This is a genomic window from Cerasicoccus maritimus, from assembly GCA_031296935.1.
Taxonomy (GTDB): domain Bacteria; phylum Verrucomicrobiota; class Verrucomicrobiia; order Opitutales; family Cerasicoccaceae; genus Cerasicoccus; species Cerasicoccus maritimus.
Map to the genome: position 1 here is coordinate 97877 of JAVDPD010000001.1, position 16545 is coordinate 114421.

At 55.2% G+C, this 16545-nt stretch carries 18 protein-coding genes; 12 read left to right on the top strand and 6 right to left on the bottom strand.

The window, feature by feature from the left end; translation table 11 throughout:
* The first annotated feature begins 136 nt into the window (after positions 1 to 136).
* The 3 genes from RBB62_RS00435 (at position 137) to RBB62_RS00445 (ending at position 4047) form a co-directional block, all read left to right on the top strand.
* Positions 137 to 1168: a hypothetical protein gene (locus RBB62_RS00435; RefSeq protein WP_309395930.1), complete on the top strand. Its 1032-nt coding sequence runs from the start codon at positions 137 to 139 to the stop codon at positions 1166 to 1168.
* 386 nt (positions 1169 to 1554) lie between these two features.
* The gene (locus RBB62_RS00440; protein ID WP_309395932.1) at positions 1555 to 2625 is read left to right on the top strand and encodes a LacI family DNA-binding transcriptional regulator; all 1071 of its coding nucleotides are present in this window, start codon (positions 1555 to 1557) and stop codon (positions 2623 to 2625) included.
* Between the two features lie 216 nt (positions 2626 to 2841).
* Positions 2842 to 4047: a PEP-CTERM sorting domain-containing protein gene (locus tag RBB62_RS00445; RefSeq protein WP_309395934.1), complete on the top strand. Its 1206-nt coding sequence runs from the start codon at positions 2842 to 2844 to the stop codon at positions 4045 to 4047.
* Between the two features lie 150 nt (positions 4048 to 4197).
* Here RBB62_RS00445 and RBB62_RS00450 read toward each other — a convergent pair whose 3' ends face one another.
* Both RBB62_RS00450 and RBB62_RS00455 read right to left on the bottom strand, forming a co-directional pair.
* Entirely contained in the window at positions 4198 to 4959 is a 762-nt protein-coding gene (locus tag RBB62_RS00450) for an SDR family oxidoreductase (protein ID WP_309395936.1), read from the bottom strand.
* 107 nt (positions 4960 to 5066) lie between these two features.
* The gene (locus RBB62_RS00455) at positions 5067 to 5621 is read right to left on the bottom strand and encodes a 5-formyltetrahydrofolate cyclo-ligase (protein WP_309395938.1); all 555 of its coding nucleotides are present in this window, start codon (positions 5619 to 5621) and stop codon (positions 5067 to 5069) included.
* Positions 5622 to 5673: 52 nt separating this feature from the next.
* Here RBB62_RS00455 and RBB62_RS00460 point away from each other — a divergent pair, with 52 nt between their 5' ends.
* Entirely contained in the window at positions 5674 to 6213 is a 540-nt protein-coding gene (locus RBB62_RS00460; RefSeq protein WP_309395940.1) for an adenine phosphoribosyltransferase, read from the top strand.
* 104 nt (positions 6214 to 6317) lie between these two features.
* Positions 6318 to 6851, top strand: a complete 534-nt coding sequence (gene orn, locus RBB62_RS00465; RefSeq protein WP_309395942.1) for an oligoribonuclease — start codon at positions 6318 to 6320, stop codon at positions 6849 to 6851.
* 517 nt (positions 6852 to 7368) lie between these two features.
* Here the strand turns inward: orn and RBB62_RS00470 are convergent.
* Both RBB62_RS00470 and RBB62_RS00475 read right to left on the bottom strand, forming a co-directional pair.
* Positions 7369 to 7869 carry a hypothetical protein gene (locus RBB62_RS00470; protein ID WP_309395944.1) on the bottom strand — a complete coding sequence of 167 codons (501 nt, stop codon included), beginning with the start codon at positions 7867 to 7869 and terminating at the stop codon, positions 7369 to 7371.
* Positions 7870 to 7985: 116 nt separating this feature from the next.
* A complete protein-coding gene (locus tag RBB62_RS00475) occupies positions 7986 to 8624 on the bottom strand; it encodes a hypothetical protein (protein ID WP_309395946.1) in 639 nt (212 codons plus the stop codon).
* Between the two features lie 146 nt (positions 8625 to 8770).
* On the opposite strand from RBB62_RS00475, the gene RBB62_RS00480 reads away from it, so the two are divergent.
* Together RBB62_RS00480 and RBB62_RS00485 are read left to right on the top strand one after the other, a co-directional pair.
* Positions 8771 to 8980, top strand: a complete 210-nt coding sequence (locus tag RBB62_RS00480; protein ID WP_309395948.1) for a hypothetical protein — start codon at positions 8771 to 8773, stop codon at positions 8978 to 8980.
* Between the two features lie 105 nt (positions 8981 to 9085).
* Entirely contained in the window at positions 9086 to 9511 is a 426-nt protein-coding gene (locus tag RBB62_RS00485) for a helix-turn-helix domain-containing protein (RefSeq protein WP_309395949.1), read from the top strand.
* On the opposite strand, the gene RBB62_RS00490 is transcribed toward RBB62_RS00485, so the two are convergent.
* Positions 9462 to 9875 carry a response regulator gene (locus tag RBB62_RS00490; RefSeq protein ID WP_309395951.1) on the bottom strand — a complete coding sequence of 138 codons (414 nt, stop codon included), beginning with the start codon at positions 9873 to 9875 and terminating at the stop codon, positions 9462 to 9464. The genes RBB62_RS00485 and RBB62_RS00490 overlap by 50 nt on opposite strands.
* A gap of 163 nt (positions 9876 to 10038) precedes the next feature.
* Between RBB62_RS00490 and panC the strand changes: the two genes are divergently transcribed.
* From panC to RBB62_RS00505, 3 genes are read left to right on the top strand one after another with little or no spacing between them, the layout of a single operon-like run.
* Positions 10039 to 10881 (top strand): pantoate--beta-alanine ligase, encoded by an 843-nt coding sequence (gene panC, locus RBB62_RS00495; protein WP_309395953.1) that lies wholly within the window; start codon positions 10039 to 10041, stop codon positions 10879 to 10881.
* Between the two features lie 12 nt (positions 10882 to 10893).
* A complete protein-coding gene (locus RBB62_RS00500; protein ID WP_309395955.1) occupies positions 10894 to 11397 on the top strand; it encodes a hypothetical protein in 504 nt (167 codons plus the stop codon).
* Between the two features lie 10 nt (positions 11398 to 11407).
* On the top strand, positions 11408 to 12442 hold the full coding sequence (locus tag RBB62_RS00505) for a M23 family metallopeptidase (protein ID WP_309395956.1): 1035 nt from the start codon (positions 11408 to 11410) through the stop codon (positions 12440 to 12442).
* A gap of 127 nt (positions 12443 to 12569) precedes the next feature.
* Here RBB62_RS00505 and RBB62_RS00510 read toward each other — a convergent pair whose 3' ends face one another.
* A complete protein-coding gene (locus tag RBB62_RS00510; protein WP_309395957.1) occupies positions 12570 to 13157 on the bottom strand; it encodes a sigma-70 family RNA polymerase sigma factor in 588 nt (195 codons plus the stop codon).
* Between the two features lie 107 nt (positions 13158 to 13264).
* Between RBB62_RS00510 and RBB62_RS00515 the strand changes: the two genes are divergently transcribed.
* Together RBB62_RS00515 and RBB62_RS00520 are read left to right on the top strand one after the other, a co-directional pair.
* Positions 13265 to 15946 carry an MGH1-like glycoside hydrolase domain-containing protein gene (locus RBB62_RS00515; protein WP_309395958.1) on the top strand — a complete coding sequence of 894 codons (2682 nt, stop codon included), beginning with the start codon at positions 13265 to 13267 and terminating at the stop codon, positions 15944 to 15946.
* A 48-nt stretch (positions 15947 to 15994) separates the two neighbouring features.
* Entirely contained in the window at positions 15995 to 16414 is a 420-nt protein-coding gene (locus RBB62_RS00520; protein ID WP_309395959.1) for a DoxX family protein, read from the top strand.
* Positions 16415 to 16545: the final 131 nt, after the last annotated feature.

Sequence of the window (16545 nt, forward strand, 5' to 3'; positions counted from 1 at the left end):
ACATGGCCGATGGATTCTCAATGTCTTCAGCGTGCAACTAGTTGCAAACAGGTTGCGTTGCTGCAGACCGGGGGCACGGTGCAATTTAGATCAAACATCGAAAGGCACATGAACCAATTTCTTACCCCTTCTAATTATGCAAAACCCTAATGGATTTATGTTGGGCGTGGCGGCTCGCTACACCGAGCTGACCGACCGGGACTTTAACCTGATGCAAGACGTCGGGATCAACTTGTTGCGCTTTGGTGACTTCCAATTTGACGCTGCGGCGTTCGTGGAAGGCCGTGAGCAGCCGGAGGCATTTTTTGCCGCTAGCAAGCGCCTTCGTGAACTCCGCGCTGCCGGTTTCCAGCTGATCGGCATCACGCCCGGTCCACGCGAAATCAGTAAGACCGGGATTGAGCCTGGCAGCCCGGCTTACTTCGAAGCTTATGACAAGGTGAGTCGCTTTTTCGCCAAAGAGTTCGGAGACCTCATCACCTATTGGCAAGTCGCCAACGAGCTAGATATCTGGATCTTCCGCGACACGCTCGACATGGATCAGTCCGTCGAGTTTCTTAAGGTCGGCATCCGCGCGATGAAGGAAGAGGCGCCGCATCTCAAGGTGGGAATTAACATCACTTTGATTCCAGATATGCCGGGCATCATCGATGGCAACACCGAAGCCTCGGAGGGGCTCGCCTTGGCCAAGGGCATCTACCACGATGAAACCCTGCCAGTGGACTTTGCCGGCTACGATAGCTACCCGGGCAGTTGGCGTGAGGGTGGTCCTGAGATTTGGGCGGAATACCTCGAAGAATTTTACGCACTCACGAAAAAGCCAGTCATCATCATGGAGTTTGGCTATGCTTCGGCGGGTGGCGTGATGACATCGGAAGAAGCGGCGGCCGGTCATTATCCCTGCGATATCAAGAAGTGGAAATTTGCCTGGCGCGGCGAGCACAGCCAGCAGGCTCAGGCAGACTACCTGCGCATCGCAATGCGCATCTTTCGCGAGCGGCCTTATGTGCATGGTGCCATTTATTACAACTGGCGTGATGCGATTCACTGTTGGCAATGTAAGCAGGAAGACTGCCCGGCGGAAACTGCCTGGGGTTTGTTGGACAAGCATGGCGAGCCCAAGCTGTCCTACGAAGCCATGCGTGAGTGCGCATTGACGACGGCCTAACCTTCTCCACTTCTCCTTCTCATGAGTCTTGCTCTACGTGTCTTTTTCGGGGCGATAGCTACCTTGCTGTGCTTATTGGTCAATGCGAATGCTTTATCCATGCTGTCGATTTTTTCTGATCACATGGTGTTGCAGCAGCAAGTGTCAATGGAGAGTTCCATGTGGACGCCGCAGAAATTGTCGGCAATACAGTCATTGTAACTTGTGGCGATGTGCTGGCCCCGCAGTCTGTCCGTTATGCCTGGAGCACTGCTCCGCAGGCGAATCTCTATGATGGGGAGGGGTTGCCTGCGGCACCATTTGAGTAGGTTGTCGAGTAGGTGTGTGGTGGGGAGAGTTGCTTTCCACTTGCTGAGTGTGACGTTGTTGGTTTAATTCACGTGATCGTGAGCGTAAGTGACCCCAATGAAATGCGTAATCAGCGCGTAACGATGAAGGACATCGCTGACAAATGTGGCGTTTCTTCATCAACTGTTTGTCGTGCGTTGAATTCCAACCCGCAAATTCCCGAGTCCACGCGTAAGCGCATCAAGCAGATTGCTGAGTCGATGGGCTACCGGCCTGATCCGTTGCTGTCTGCATTTGCATCACGTCGTCGTGGACGAGGCCGTGATTCGGACATCACCACCATTGCTTATCTGTCTAATTTTTCAACGCGTGACGAGTGGCGAAGTAACCCTTTTTACAAGCGTTGCCATGAAGGCGCGCAAGCTCGCCTTGAAGGGATGGGTTACAAGCTGGAGCATTTTTGGCTTGGGGAAAAAGACATGACTGCGGCGCGGCTGAGTACCATTCTCTACAGTCGTGGCATACTGGGCCTGTTCGTGGCGCCCATTCAAGAGGTGCATCAACACATCGATATGGACTGGAGTCTCTTTAGTTCGATCACTGTTGGTTATTCCTTCCTTCAGCCTAATCTACACCGTACTGCACCGCATCACTTTCATGGTATTAAGGAAGCCCTGCGCCAGCTCTATCTTTTGGGCTACCGGCGCGTTGGGCTTTGCCTGTTTTCAGAGACGAGTCGTCGTGTGGAAGAGCTCTGGTTTTCCGGTGCATTGGTGGCTGCAAACAATCGCATGGAAATCGCCGATGGCTTGATCTCTAATTTGGTCGTGAAGCATTTTTTCTTTAACGATGATACGCTTGGGAGCGTGTCCCAATGGTGTCAGAAGAACCAGTTGGAAGTCGTGATCAGCGACAATCTGGATGTGAAGCATGCGTTGGAAAAGGCAGGTGTTTCCGTGCCGGGGGACGTTGATTTCGCTACGCTCAATTGGCTGTCGGATGCTCCCGAGATCGCTGGCATCGACCAACGCCCGGCGCAGATTGGTTCGGCGGCGATGGATATGATGATTGGTGCGATTCAGCGCGGTGAGCGCGGCGTGCCGGATGTCCCTCAAACGGTCATGGTCGAAGGGCAGTGGAAGCCAGGCGCGAGCCTGAGCCGTTGCTGAGTGTGGCTGTTTAACGATTTCGAATCCTGGTTCCTTGCCTAAGAGGGCGTCTAAAAACTCAAGTGGTCTAGACGTCCTCTTAATTGTGCACGCAACAAGTTGCGCTGTGAGCTGCTTGTTAGATTGGGGCATTTGGGCGACTATAAGGGCGCTTTCGATTCCGCCCCGGAATTTTTATACCCACCCATACAACCCTTATTTCAGCAAAAACCTAACATGAAGTTATCGAAATCTATCCTCTACTTTGGAATCTTCCTATCACTCGGTGGCTCACTGTCCGCACAAACGCTTTATTGGGATACCAATGGCGCGACTGCGGGCGCAGGCAATCCTGCCGACGGCACTTGGGACCTGGATGCCACGGCAAACTGGACCACTGACTCAACCGGCTCAATCGCAACTTCGATTTACAGTGCTGGCGCAGACGTGATTTTTTCCGCCGGCTCTGATGCGGCCACTGCCAACATCACCGTATCCGGCACGCAGGATGTCTCCAGCATGACCTTTAAAAACGGCAACGTTACTCTCAGCGGTAGTAGCATTGATGAGCTTAGTGGCTCTGTGACCGTTACAGTAGATAGCGGCGCCACGGCTACCTTTAATAATACGAATACCTTTAACGGTAACTTTGTCGTTAACGGTACGTTGAACGCTCATATTTTCAACGCCGGCGGCCCCATGACCAAGAGCGGCACAGGTACGATGACGATCAATCGCATGGATGCGACATTGACCGTCAACGAAGGCACCGTGATTTATACGGGCACTTCTGGCGCGAAGCTGAAAAACACTACCATCAACGACACTGGCACGCTCCGTATTACGGGCACAGCGCTAGAAAGCGGACGTAGCTTGGTCGTGAATTCTGGTGGCGTCTTTGAGATTGCAACCGGCGTAAGCCAAACCATCAACGGCTACACGATGTCGGGCACGACGGTTAGTGAATCTGGCGCCACGTTGACCGTGAATGGAACGGGTGCCATCAGCGGTTCGATTGAAGGTGAGTTGAACTTCATATCCGGTGGCACCTCGACAAAAAGCTTCACGGATACTTCCAGCATGGAGTTCACCATCGGCGCCAACGGCGTCAATAACTCCATACTTGGTGACGGCACGAATAACACTACCACAAACCTCGATGGCACGTTTACCTTCGACCTCTCGGGCGCTGACCTGAGTGATGGCAACAGCTGGTTGATCGTCGATGTTGACGCCCTTGATGAAACCTTCGGCGCAACCTTTAACATCGCCAGCTTCACCGATGGAGGCAGCGATGTTTGGACCTACGACAGCGATACAAATCTTTCGTTCAGCGAAGCCACCGGCTACCTGAGCTACACGGTTATCCCCGAGCCCGGCACCTACGCTGCGTTGTTTGGCGCGGTTGCCGGCCTCCTGATTATCCGCCGTCACCGCCGTTAGGGCGCAGAGCTGTTACTCGCCTAAGCAATCCAAGCCATGTGGGTACGCCTGCATGGCTTTTTTGTGCTCTAGTGATAACATTAAGTTGCCCCTTCGCCATTTGCGCCACGCGCAAATCTAAATCTATGGATGCAACGGCACGTTGCGCTGCTAAGGGTAGTCTTGGCGGGTGGGGCGGACGGTGATGTTGCTGATGTGCACGTGGGGCGGCAGGGAGACGACGTGGAGGATCGCTTCGGCAATATCCTTGCCCACGAGCATAGGCGCAAATTTCTCTTCGAACGTGTTGAGAATATCCTCGCCGTAGCCAGCGACTTCCTGGAAGCCACTGATGACGATGCCGGGGGCTAAGGTCGTTACGCGGACGCCGAGCGGGCCGACCTCACGGCGCAAGCCTTCGGCCATGGAGTGGACGGCAAACTTCGATCCGCCGTAAACTGCGCTGAATGGCGAGACCTGCCGGCCAACCACCGAGCCAATCACCACGATGTCCGCCGCCTTCTTGGGGAAATTCGTTTTTTGCGACTCAGCCATCTTCTGCGCGGCTTTTTGCATGAGGCGGATGGCGCCCGTCACGTTGATGCGCATCATGTCTTCAAACTCGGTTAGGTCGGCGTCTTTCACCGAGCCGCCCAACCCGCGTCCGGCATTGACGACGACGATGTCGGGATCGCCGCCAAATTTTTCATTGGTCAACGTGAAGAGCGCGTCGATGGTTTCTTGGGCGGCGCCGTCGCCAGCGTACCCGGCGAATGCGGCACCGAGCTCGGTTTCAAGGGCCTCCAGCTTGCTGGCAGTACGCCCGGTGCCCACGACGGCGTAGCCGGCGGCGACAAATTCTTTTGCGGTGGCTTCGCCAATGCCGGACGTAGCGCCGGTGACGATTGCGATGCGGGGATAATCAGTTGCCATAAACGATAGGGTAGCGCCGCACGCCATAAACGCAACCCGTGTCGATCGCTTGTCGCAGGAAAATGACACTTCCTAATGCCAATGGACAGCTTGGCTGACGTGCTCGCTTAACGCAGATCCAGCACGCGCTCGTTGGTGATCAAAATGTCGACGGGAATATCGTGTTCTTCGTTGGGTACGGTGTCGACGATTTGGCGGTCGTAAGCCAGGCCGATTTTCAGGGCATTCACACTGGAAAGCAGGCGGTCGTAATAGCCTTTGCCGTAGCCGATGCGGTGGCCGCGCAGGTCGAAGGCCGCACCGGGGACGAGGATGACTTCGACGCTGTCGGTGGCGACTTCGGGGAGCGTCGCGACAGGCTCCAGAATGCCGAAGGCACCAGGCTTGAGCTCGTCGAGCGAATTCAGCTCATGCACATGTAAGGAGTCGCCATTGACGCGGGGGGCGAGCACATCTTTGCCACCGAAGCTGCGGTTCATCAAATCGTGGGTGTCCACCTCACTGCCAAAGGATACATAAAACAGCACGCGGCTTGCCTGGGTAAAGTCCGGCAGCGCAAAGAGCTTTTGCATGATGTGCTGGTTGCGTGTTTGCCGTTCTTCGGGGGGGAGGGAGCTGCGGCGGGCAAGCGCCAGATGACGAAGAGCGGCTTTGTTGGACATTATGCGGAAAGGTCTTGAGCGGGGAGTGGATTTAAGCGTTGATGCTGCCAGTATGAAAGCTGAACGCATCAAAGCAAGCATTCGCACCATCAAGGATTGGCCCAAGGAAGGCATCAACTTCCGTGATGTGACCACGCTCTTCGAAGACCCCGACGCTTACCGCGCCGTGCTCAACCGCCTCGCTGGATGGGCCACCGAAGAAGAGTTCGACCTTGTCGTCGGCATTGACGCCCGCGGCTTCATTTTGGCCGGCGCCCTGGCCTATCAACAGCACAAGCCGCTCGTGCTCGTGCGCAAAAAAGGCAAGCTGCCCTTCGACACGATCAGCGAGGACTACCAGCTCGAGTACGGCGAAGCCACCATCGAGACGCACAACTCGCCGCTCGTCGACGGCAAGCGCGTGCTCATCGTGGACGACCTGCTGGCCACTGGAGGCACCGCTCTGGCCGCCGCCCGCCTGATGAAGCGCCTCGGCGCCGCCCACATCGGCTTCGCGGCGATCATCGACCTCGTCGAGCTGCCCGGCCGCCAGGCCCTCGCCAAGGAAGGCATCGACGCCTTCACCGTCATCGACTTTACCGAGGACGAGTAGGCTTAAATTGATCTTAGTTTATCCCGTAGAGGCGCGGAGACGCTGAGAAGAAGCGAAGATGAATCCTCAGCGCCTCCGCGCCTCTGCGGGAAATCACGTTACCCATGTCTGAATCAAAACAACCTGCCTGGTGCTGGCTCGACCTCGAAATGACCGGCCTCGATCCGGTCAATGACCGCATACTGGAGGCCGCGCTGATCGTCACCTCCGCCGATTTTAACGAAGTCCTTGCGGAGTGGGAGACGGCCGTCTTTCAGACGCCTGAGGTCCTCGCCAGTATGAATGACTGGTGCCAGAAAACGCACAAGGAAAGCGGTCTCGTGGACCGCGTGCCCGGCGGCGTGACCGAGCAGGCGCTCGACGAAATGCTCGTCAAAACCGTGGAGCCGTATTGGGGCGAACAGCCGATTATCTTGAGCGGCAACTCTATCGGACAGGACCGCAAGTTTGTGGACCGCTACTTGCCGAAGTTTGCGAGCAAGCTTCACTACCGCATGCTCGACGTGAGCAGCTTCAAGGTGGTTTTTCAGGAGCGCTATGATTTACGGTTCCCAAAGCAGGGGACGCACCGCGCGCTGGATGACATCTGCGAATCTATCGGCGAGCTGAAGTTCTATCTTGAGCGCGTGCAGGCGTAGCGCGGTGGCGTGGAAAGGGTAGGGCGCAGTCTCCAGACAAGCCTTTGAGCAGCCTCTCAGCTCGACCGATCACATCGGGTAGTGCCCGTTATCATTAACGGGCGCTGATTTTGCCCCTGAGTCAGAATTTGCTAAGGCTCAGTCTATGTCTGGATGAAACTGCCCGTTAAGGATAACGGGCTCTACCTTAGCTTGGTAAATTAAGCGCGGTGACGTAGGGGGCGGCTCGCTTGTAAGCGTCGCCCTACCTTAGAGGGCGTCTAAAAACTCAAGCGGTCTTCGCCGGAGAGCGTCTTCGAGGTCAAAATATCATTTCTTCATCTCGACGAAACTGGTTTCGCCTCGATTCAGAAGCCGGAATTTTGCCTCTCGAATACATCTCGCCGACTCGATCAGACTTTTTAGACGCCCTACCTTAGAGAGTTGGATTAAACGCGGTGAGCCAGCGTTGCTGACTCTCGCGAAGGCTGCTGATTTAGTGATGACTACTCAGCGTTTCAATCAGGTAGCTCATCGGTTAGCTATCTCTTTCAAATGCCAATCCATGAATTTCAATGATATCACCAATGAGATCAAATCGTTCGATGCTATAGATCTTATATCTTCCACGATTGCCTGCATCGATTATCTCGAAAAACAATTCCTCTGCGAATGTTTCGATTCCAAGATATTCGATGCATTCAAGTAGAGTATCTTGTTTAGATTTAACGAAATCGATCACGCTGGGTTTTCCAGACTCAACGTATTTGCAAACGAGTGGAAAGATTTCAAATGAGTCTATGTTGGCCTCAACTTCCTCTTTCTGAATGCCGCCCCGAAAAAGGCCGTCCAGCTTTTCAGTCCACTCTGCACATGGAGCTGATGCCACGTAGTCGACAGAGCGTGCATTAGCGTGTGGGATTTCACCAAGGAACTGAGGAGAGACTTCAAATAAATTAGGCGACACTACATCGCCCTGGATATGAAAATTCATTTTTGGGCGAACCGCTTTAATCGCTGACGTATCATTGATTTTCACTCTGATAAATTGAAAAATCCCCGCTCAAGCTTTGTGCCTTCGTGCCTTGGTGAGAGATAAAGTTCTTTGCCTCTCCGCATCTGCGGTCATCTGCGCCATTCGTAGTTCAGAAAAAGCTACGCTCCGGCTTTCTCCGCGATTTCGCGGATGACTGCGCCAACGTTGTCCGGTATTGCGATCGGGATGTCTTGCTGGGCAAAGGTTTCGCGGACGTGTTTGTCGAAGTTCTTTAAATACGGCACGCAGAGCACAACCGCGTCGATTTGCGGCATGCTGTTGAGGATGATTGCCTGGCCAAGCGTGACCGTGTAGCGCCCGCGGAGGTTGTGCTTACACTCCAGGGCGATGCGAATGGTGCGGTCGGTCTTTTCGCAGACGTGCTGGACCAGGAAGTCCGTGCGGAGATTGCCTACGGCGGAGTAGCGCGTGTAGCAGATGTCATCGGCGCGGAGAATTTCCTCGATGTCGTCCTCGAAGTCAATGGAGGCCGCCTTGGCGGCGGAGTAGTCGCTACCTTGGTCGATAGCGTGTTGGAGGTTGAAGTCCTGCTGCGGGGCTGGCGTGGGCGCGGACGCAGGGGGGGCGGGCTGAGAGAGGAGTTGCGAGGGGTGGCCATTGAGCTCGGCTTCGACGCAGAGTGTTACGTAGCGGCTGAAGGAGAGGCCAAGCTCTCGGGAGCGCTCACTGGCGCGTTCACGGAGTTCCGGGTGGAAGGAAACGCCGACGGTTTTGTGCTTTTTATCGTCTTCGGGCATGGTCTTTTCGTTTTTTGAAAGAGTTATCTCATTAAGGGTTTCTAACTCATTGATACTCAACGCGGGTTATTAGCCAATAATAAAATGAACAAAAATAGTAAAAAGTTGTTGCGGTATGGAGAATAATTTCTGAGAATTCGTTCACTATGAAAACACTGAACAACACCACTGTCAATCTATCGATTTCCATTACGCCCATTCTCCGGGATGCTGCTCGCCAGGCGGCTTCCGAGGACCAGCGTTCGCTTTCCAGCCTGATTGCGTCGTTGCTCAAGGAGCACCTGTGCGCTGAGGGGTACCTGACCGCCACGCTGGAGCGCAAAGATCGCTCTTTCCGCCGTACCAGCCGCCTCTAGCCGCGTACAGCGCTTCGCCTGATCCATTCTGATTCACTGCATTCGAATCTTCCACACTCCGAATTTTTCACACTTAAATCCTTCGACCTCCCCCCCCCCTCCACCATGAAAAACCAAGCTACAACACCACACTTTGATTCATTGCTCGCTCCGGGCAAGATCTGGTACAACACCAAGGAAGCCGCAGAGCTGCTGGGCCGCTCGACCCAGTTTATTCGGGACTGCTGCGATACCGGGCGCCTGCACGGCCATCGGTTGACGAGTTACAACGCCAGCGGCAAAGAGCGGCACGCTTACCAGTTTCACCGCGATGCGCTGCAACTGTTTTTGCTGGAGACGGCGACTTATCAGACAGATGACTTCGTAGACCGACTGGCTGCTTTACTAAAAGAGCGCAGTGTTGAGGAGACGAAGGCGATTTTCCGTCGGGCAGGCGTGTTGTTGGCCGTGAGCGCTCCCGATTTGAGGGCCAGCGGGCGTGCTAGCCCTCCCCCCCCTCCGGAGCGGTTGCGGGCGACAGGAACTTGTTAATGGCCGCGCGCACCTGGGCAACAGTGGCCGGTTTGGGCAGAAAGAAGTTTGCCCCTGCGGTTAGGCAGCGATCGGCATCGGTCTGGTCTGCATAGCCGGAGATGACAATGATCGGGATATCCCGCGTGCGCCAGTTGAGCCGCAGCAGGCGCAGGTCGGTATAGCCGTCGATGTCGGGCATCAGGATATCAAGCAGAATCAAGTCAGGCCGATGTTTTTTGGCCTGATCAAAGGCGTCTTTACCGTTGTCTACCAATATGGCGTGATGGCCTAGCTTCTGTGTGGCGGCTTTGAGAAATGTCCGTGTAGCCAGATCGTCATCGGCGATTAGCACGACTTTATTGTTAGCTTGGACTTCACTCATTCGTTGGCAGTAGTGGATCGCGTCAGCACCATGCTGAGAATTTCCACTAGATAGTGCATAATGCCCGAATTGTAAAATGAAAATAATAGATCACAGAATTTGCAACTTCGTCGCCACGTTTTAGCGTGTGTTTCTGACGCCGTCCTTTAAATTACCACATAGCATGCAGATAATTAGTTCAGTTGAAGAAATGCAGTCCTACGTTACGCGCCTGCGCGGCAAGGGCCAGTTGATCGGCTTGGCGCCGACGATGGGTGCCCTGCACGAGGGCCATCTGTCACTGATTGATATGATCCGTGAGAAGTCAGACGTGGTCATCGTGTCAATCTTTGTCAATCCCACGCAGTTTGGGCCCAATGAGGATTACGACCGTTATCCGCGTCAGATGGAAGCAGACCTCGCAGCCTGCGAAGCCCGAGGCGCGGACATTGTTTTCATGCCTGATCGCGAAGACATCCTCCCCCCCGACTTTTCGACGTATATTGAGGAGAACGAGTATTCGCAGGGGCTGTGCGGCATTTCGAGACCAGGGCATTTTCGCGGTGTAGCGACCATTGTGGCGATATTATTTAATGTATGCCGCCCGGACTTTGCGGTATTTGGGCAGAAGGATGCGCAGCAGGCCGCCGTGTTGCAGAAGATGGTCAAAGACCTTTATTTCCCGGTGGAGATACTGGTCGCGCCGATCGTTCGAGAGGGCGATGGCTTAGCCAAGAGTTCGCGCAACCGCTACCTGGAAGTCGGCGAGCGCACCGACGCTGTACGCCTTTCGCAGGCTTTGAATATCGGCAAGGATATTGTTGCTCATGGTAACTTGAGCGTCGACCGCATTAAGGCGGAAGTCACCCACCATTTGAGCCAAAGCCGCCGCATCCGCATCATCTACGTCGAAATTGTCGACAAGGACACGATGAAGCCTGAGCGCGAAGTGCGCCCTGGGCAAAGCCTCTTGACCCTGGCCGTCTGGTTGGATCAGACTCGTCTGATTGATAACATGATACTCTAATCATCTCTTTCTATGCCTAAATACATTTCTCTTTTCCTGACTATTCTGGCGGCCTTGCTGCTGACCGCATGTGGTGATGACGATGATACGGTCAAGCCCATGCGCTTCTACCTCGAATCCAGTGCGGGAGGCTCCGCCGGTGATATTGGCAAGACTTTGTCACTCCCGCAAAGCGGTTTATCCTACAACGTTTATGGCACGCCGGTCTTCACAGAAGTCGACATCACCAATGTGCAGATGGTACAAGTTGCGTCCGGAGATTACGCCTTGCTCTTTCACCTGAATGAGCCCGCTGCCCGCAAGCTTTACCGCACTTCGGTATCGAACAATGGACGGGTAATTATCTTCGAATATGGTGGTAGGCCAGTGGGCGCTCGACAGCTCGATGGCGCAATCAAGGATGGTCGTTACTACACCTTTGTCGAAATGCCTAAGGAGGATATCGAAAAAATGGTCCTCGAAATGCAGGGCGACACCAAGAAGATGAATGAAGCCACGCGCGAAGCTCGCTTCTAGAATACAGTTTATGCCTACCCGCCAGCGATCCGTCGCCGCTTTTCTGATCTGCCTGCTGGGGGCGGCGTTGCTGGCCGTTGGCACCCCCCCCCTGTATTGGCCCACGCCGAATCCGGCTTTTTTCGAGGGTGCTGATTGGGAGGAGATTACGCAGCCAACGGCATCTGGCAAGCCGGAGTCCGCTTTGTTTGGTTGCGTGCGTAACGGCGGGAGCCGCTTTCATGAAGGGCTGGACCTGAAGCCAATCGGCCGTGACCGCAATCACGAGGCCACGGATGCGATTTACGCCGTGATGCCTGGTCGCGTGGCCTACATCAACAAGATTGCGGGCAACAGCTCCTACGGTCGTTACATCGTGCTGGAGCACCCCGAGGCCGAGGTGCCGGTGTACACCCTTTACGCGCACTTGGCGTCCATCGAGAAAGGTTTGCACGTGGGCGCTTTAATTGAAGGTGGCCAACGCATCGGTACGATGGGCCGCTCTGCGGGCGGTTACAGCATCCCCCGACAGCGCGCACACCTACATTTCGAAATTGGCCTGCGTAAGAGCAGCGACTTCGACCAGTATTACAAAGCGGCGGGATTCTCTGGTAAAAATCATCATGGCGACTACAGCGGCCTGAACTTGATTGGCGCAGATCCGGTTCATTTCTGGGACGCGGTTCGTACTCAGAAATTTAAGAACTTCCGCGAGTATTTTCATGGTCTGCCCACGGCTTTTACACTGCGCATTGGCACGGCCAGCGTCCCGGAGTTTATTAACCGTTACCCAAGCCTGCTGACCAAACCCATTCCTGTGAATGGTGTGAGCGGTTGGGACATTGAATACACTTGGTACGGCTTGCCTAAAAAGTGGACGCCGCTCGGGCCTGAAGCTTTCCCTTATGGCGCGAAAGAGGGCGACCTTGCCTTGTTGAGTTTTGATCCCGAAGCGTTTAAGGGCCAGTGCCGCGACACACTCTCGTTTAAATCCAGCGACCCGCAAGGCACCGTCAAGCCGGGTAAGAACTTGAAGAGCGACTTGAAGATGCTCTTCGGATTTTAGAGATAACATGAAGTTGCCGGGTTGAGCAAGTGCTGGACCCCGGCAACTTCATGTTATCTCTAGCGGTTCCTATGTAGGAGTCAGCATTTGCACAATGTGCAAATCTTCCGGTCCAGCAGGATGCTGGCTAGAAGAAGTTTTTTTCCAGGCACTGGCGCAGGGCCATGCGCGCGCGGTGGAGAATGGTCCACAAATTCTGCGGGGTGATGTCCAGCTCTTCGCAAATTTGATCGCTCTTGATGCCGTCGATTTCGCGCATGATGAACACAGTGCGAATTTTGTCGGGCAGCTTGTCAGCGCAGGCGTAAAATTGCTGCATGAACTCCTTGCGGTCCATTTTCTCGACCTGCGCTGGGTTCCAGTCCTTGGGGATGTTGGGGTTGTCGTAGTTCCAGCTGCCGTCTTCGGAAAAGAGATCGGCTTCCTCACGCTCAAAGAAATTCGCGGTCTCTTGCATGGACTGCGTGCGGTTCTTTTTACGGTAGTAGTCGATGACCTTGTTTTTCAGGATACCGGTGAGCCAGGTCTTCACACTTGCTTTGCCGGAAAAACGCTCCATGCCTTTGATGGCGGCCAGGAACGTCTCTTGCACAAGGTCTTCGGCCAGCGCGGCGTTGTTCACGCGGAAGTAGGCAAACTTGTAAAGCGCATCGCCGTATTCGTCGACCCAGGTGGATGGATCGAGTTCCGGTTTGGCTGACGGGTCTTCGGGCATGGCGGTAGCTTCACAAAATGACGTCTGCGCACTCTCTGCCACAAATGCGCAATCGTCAAGCGCGATAAGGTGTTGTGTATTCGCGCTTAACGCATAAGCTGCTTTTTATGCCACGGAAAAAAGCCCCCGCCCAGTCCACGGCGAATCCCGAAAGGGAGCGCCTCCGCCTTTCTGAGGATCGCAAGGAAAATTGGAAACGTTGGGGGCCATACCTCTCCGAACGACAATGGGGCACCGTGCGCGAAGACTACTCGGAAGACGGCGATGCGTGGCGCTATTTCCCCCATGACCACGCGCGCAGCCGCGCCTATCGCTGGGGCGAAGATGGCCTGCTCGGCTTTACCGACCGCGAGTGCCGCCTCTGCTTTGGCCTGGCGCTGTGGAACGAAGCGGACCCGTTTTTGAAAGAGCGTTTGTTTGGTCTTTCCGGGCATGAGGGCACGCATGGTGAGGACGTGAAAGAGCTCTACTACTACCTCGATGCGACGCCGACCTACAGCTATGTGAAGGCGCTTTATAAATACCCGCAGCGTGAGTTCCCTTACCAATGGATGGTTGACGAAGCTGCCAGCCGTGGCCTCGAAGCCGACGAGTTCGAGTTGCTGGATTCCGGAGCCTTCGATGACAACCGCTACTACGATGTGTATGCGGAATACGCCAAGGCTGGCCCGAACGATATTTTGGTCAAGATCACCATCGCCAATCGTGCGCAGGAGGGCGCGACCGTACATTTGCTGCCGCAACTTTGGTTCCGCAATACATGGATTTGGGGTTGCGATTACGAAGACTGTAGCATGAAGCCCAGTATTCGCAAAGACGGCAAAAGGCTCATTGCCGAGCACGAGACGTTGGGCGAGTTTCATTTCCATGCCGAAGATGCGCCGGACTTTATTTTCACGGAAAACGAAACCAATGTGCAACGTCTCTACGGCGCGGATCATGACTTTGCTCACACGAAGGACGCCTTCCATCGCTTCATCGTGGATGGTGAACTGGGCGCTGTTGCCAACGGGCAGGGCACCAAGGCCGCCGCGCATTACAGCCTCTACATTCCGGGCGGTGAAGAACGGGTCGTGCGCCTGCGTTTGAGCCACGTCGATGAGGCACCCAAGGTGCCGTTTGGCAAAGGCTTTGATGATGTCTTTAAGAAGCGCATGGCTGAGGCTGACATTTTCTACGATGACATTACCGGCAAGAAACTTTGCGATGCAGAGTATCAAGTGCTGCGCCAGTGTTATGCGGGCCTGTTGCAGTCCAAGCAGTTCTACCACTATTCGGTGAAAGACTGGCTCGAGGGCGATCCCAACTTCCCGCCGCCGCCGGAGGGCAGGGGAGAAATTCGCAATGGCGACTGGGGGCACCTGTTTAATCGAGACGTCATTTCCATGCCCGACAAATGGGAATACCCGTGGTTTGCCGCGTGGGATCTGGCCTTCCACATGATCCCGTTTGACAAGATAGATCCTGACTTCGCCAAGCAGCAACTGATGCTCTTTTTGCGCGAGTGGTATCTGCATCCCAATGGACAAATTCCCGCCTACGAATGGAACTTCTCCGATGTCAATCCGCCGGTCCACGCCTGGGCCGTGTGGCGTGTTTACAAAATGACGGCCAAGCGCGGCGAGCGCGATTTAAACTTCCTCGCACAGTGCTTCCACAAGCTGCTCATCAACTTCACCTGGTGGGTGAATCGTAAGGACCCCGAGGGGCGTAACCTCTTCGCGGGCGGCTTCCTTGGCCTTGATAACATTGGCGCTTTCGATCGATCCAAGCCGCTCCCTGGTGGCGCCCAACTGGTGCAGGCGGATGGCACCGCGTGGATGGCGTTTTACTGCGCTACGATGCTGTCGATCTCGTTGGAACTCGCCGCGCACGACGCTTCCTACGAGGGCGTGGCGTCGAAATTCTTCGAGCACTTTGTGGCCATCGGTGAGGCGATCAACACCCTAGGCGGCACGGGTCTGTGGAACGAAGAAGACGGCTTCTACTACGATATGCTGCACACTGGAGATGGGCGCGGCATCCCGATGGCGATCCGCTCGATGGTCGGCCTGTTACCGATCTGCGCAGTGGAGCTCTTGCACAACGAAACCATTGAATCGCTGCCCGGCTTTAAGAAGCGCATGCAGTGGTTCCTCAAGCACAACGAGATTTTTACCGAGCAAGTTTCATGTCTGGACTTCGCCGCCGGCGTGGGCGTGCGCCCGAAGTTCCTACTTGGCCTCGCCGCGCGTGAACGCATGGAAAAAGTGCTGCGCTACCTCTTCGACGAAAACGAATTTCTCTCGCCCTATGGCATTCGTTCGTTGTCCAAGGCGCACGAGGACAACCCCTTCATTTTGAACCTCAACGGCGAGCAGCATTGCGTAGCCTACGAGCCTGGCGAGTCGCGGAGTTACCTCTTTGGCGGTAACTCGAATTGGCGTGGGCCGATCTGGCTGCCGGTCAACTTCCTGATCATCGAAGCGCTTGAAAAGTATTACCACTTTTACGGCGATCGCCTGAAGGTGGAGCTGCCTACCGGCTCCGGCAATTGGGTGACGCTCGAAGAGGCCGCGAAGGACCTCAGCCGCCGCTTGCTCAAGCTTTTCCTTCCCGACGAGAATGGCGACCGCCCCATCAACGGCGACCACCCCGAGTGGTACCGCGACGAGCACTTTAAGGACCACGTTCTGTTCTACGAATACTTCCACGGCGACACCGGCCGCGGCTGCGGCGCCTCCCACCAGACCGGCTGGACGGGCCTCATCGCCAAGCTCCTCGAAGACGTCTGCAAAGAGGAAAAGTAACGTGCCGTGAAACTCGACATTTAGCTAACTCGGCGTCAGCTTGCTCTCATGAAGGAAAAGATCAGCCACTTCGTTAACAGCCCGAACCTGGGGCTGTTCATCATCCGCCTGTTTGCCGGGATTATCTTCGTGGCGGCGGGCATTCCGAAGTTTGCCGGTGGCGCTGATTCCTTAAAAGGTGTGGGCTCGGCCGTGGAAACCTTTGGCATCGACTTTGCGCCGCTGCTCTGGGGCGTGCTGGCCGCAACGGCAGAGCTCGTCGGAGGGCTGCTGATCATCCTTGGCGTGTGCACGCGTATCTCGGCTTTCTTTCTGTTTTGCACGATGGTTGTAGCCAGCGCAGTGAAGATCGACGGTGGCGGCGACATCCTCAAAGACGCTGGCTACCCAATCATGTTGGCGGCGGTTTCGCTCGGTTTACTCTTCACCGGCTCGGGCAACTTCGCCGTGAAGAAGGACTCGATGTAAAATTGCTTCATCGGGTAGGGGCGGTTACCCTCAACCGTCCGGTTTCATCTATAGTCCAACTGACGTGGCGGACGGTTGGGGCAACCGTCCCTACCATTGCGCTTCGCTAACCCTTCGCTGGCACGGGCTCG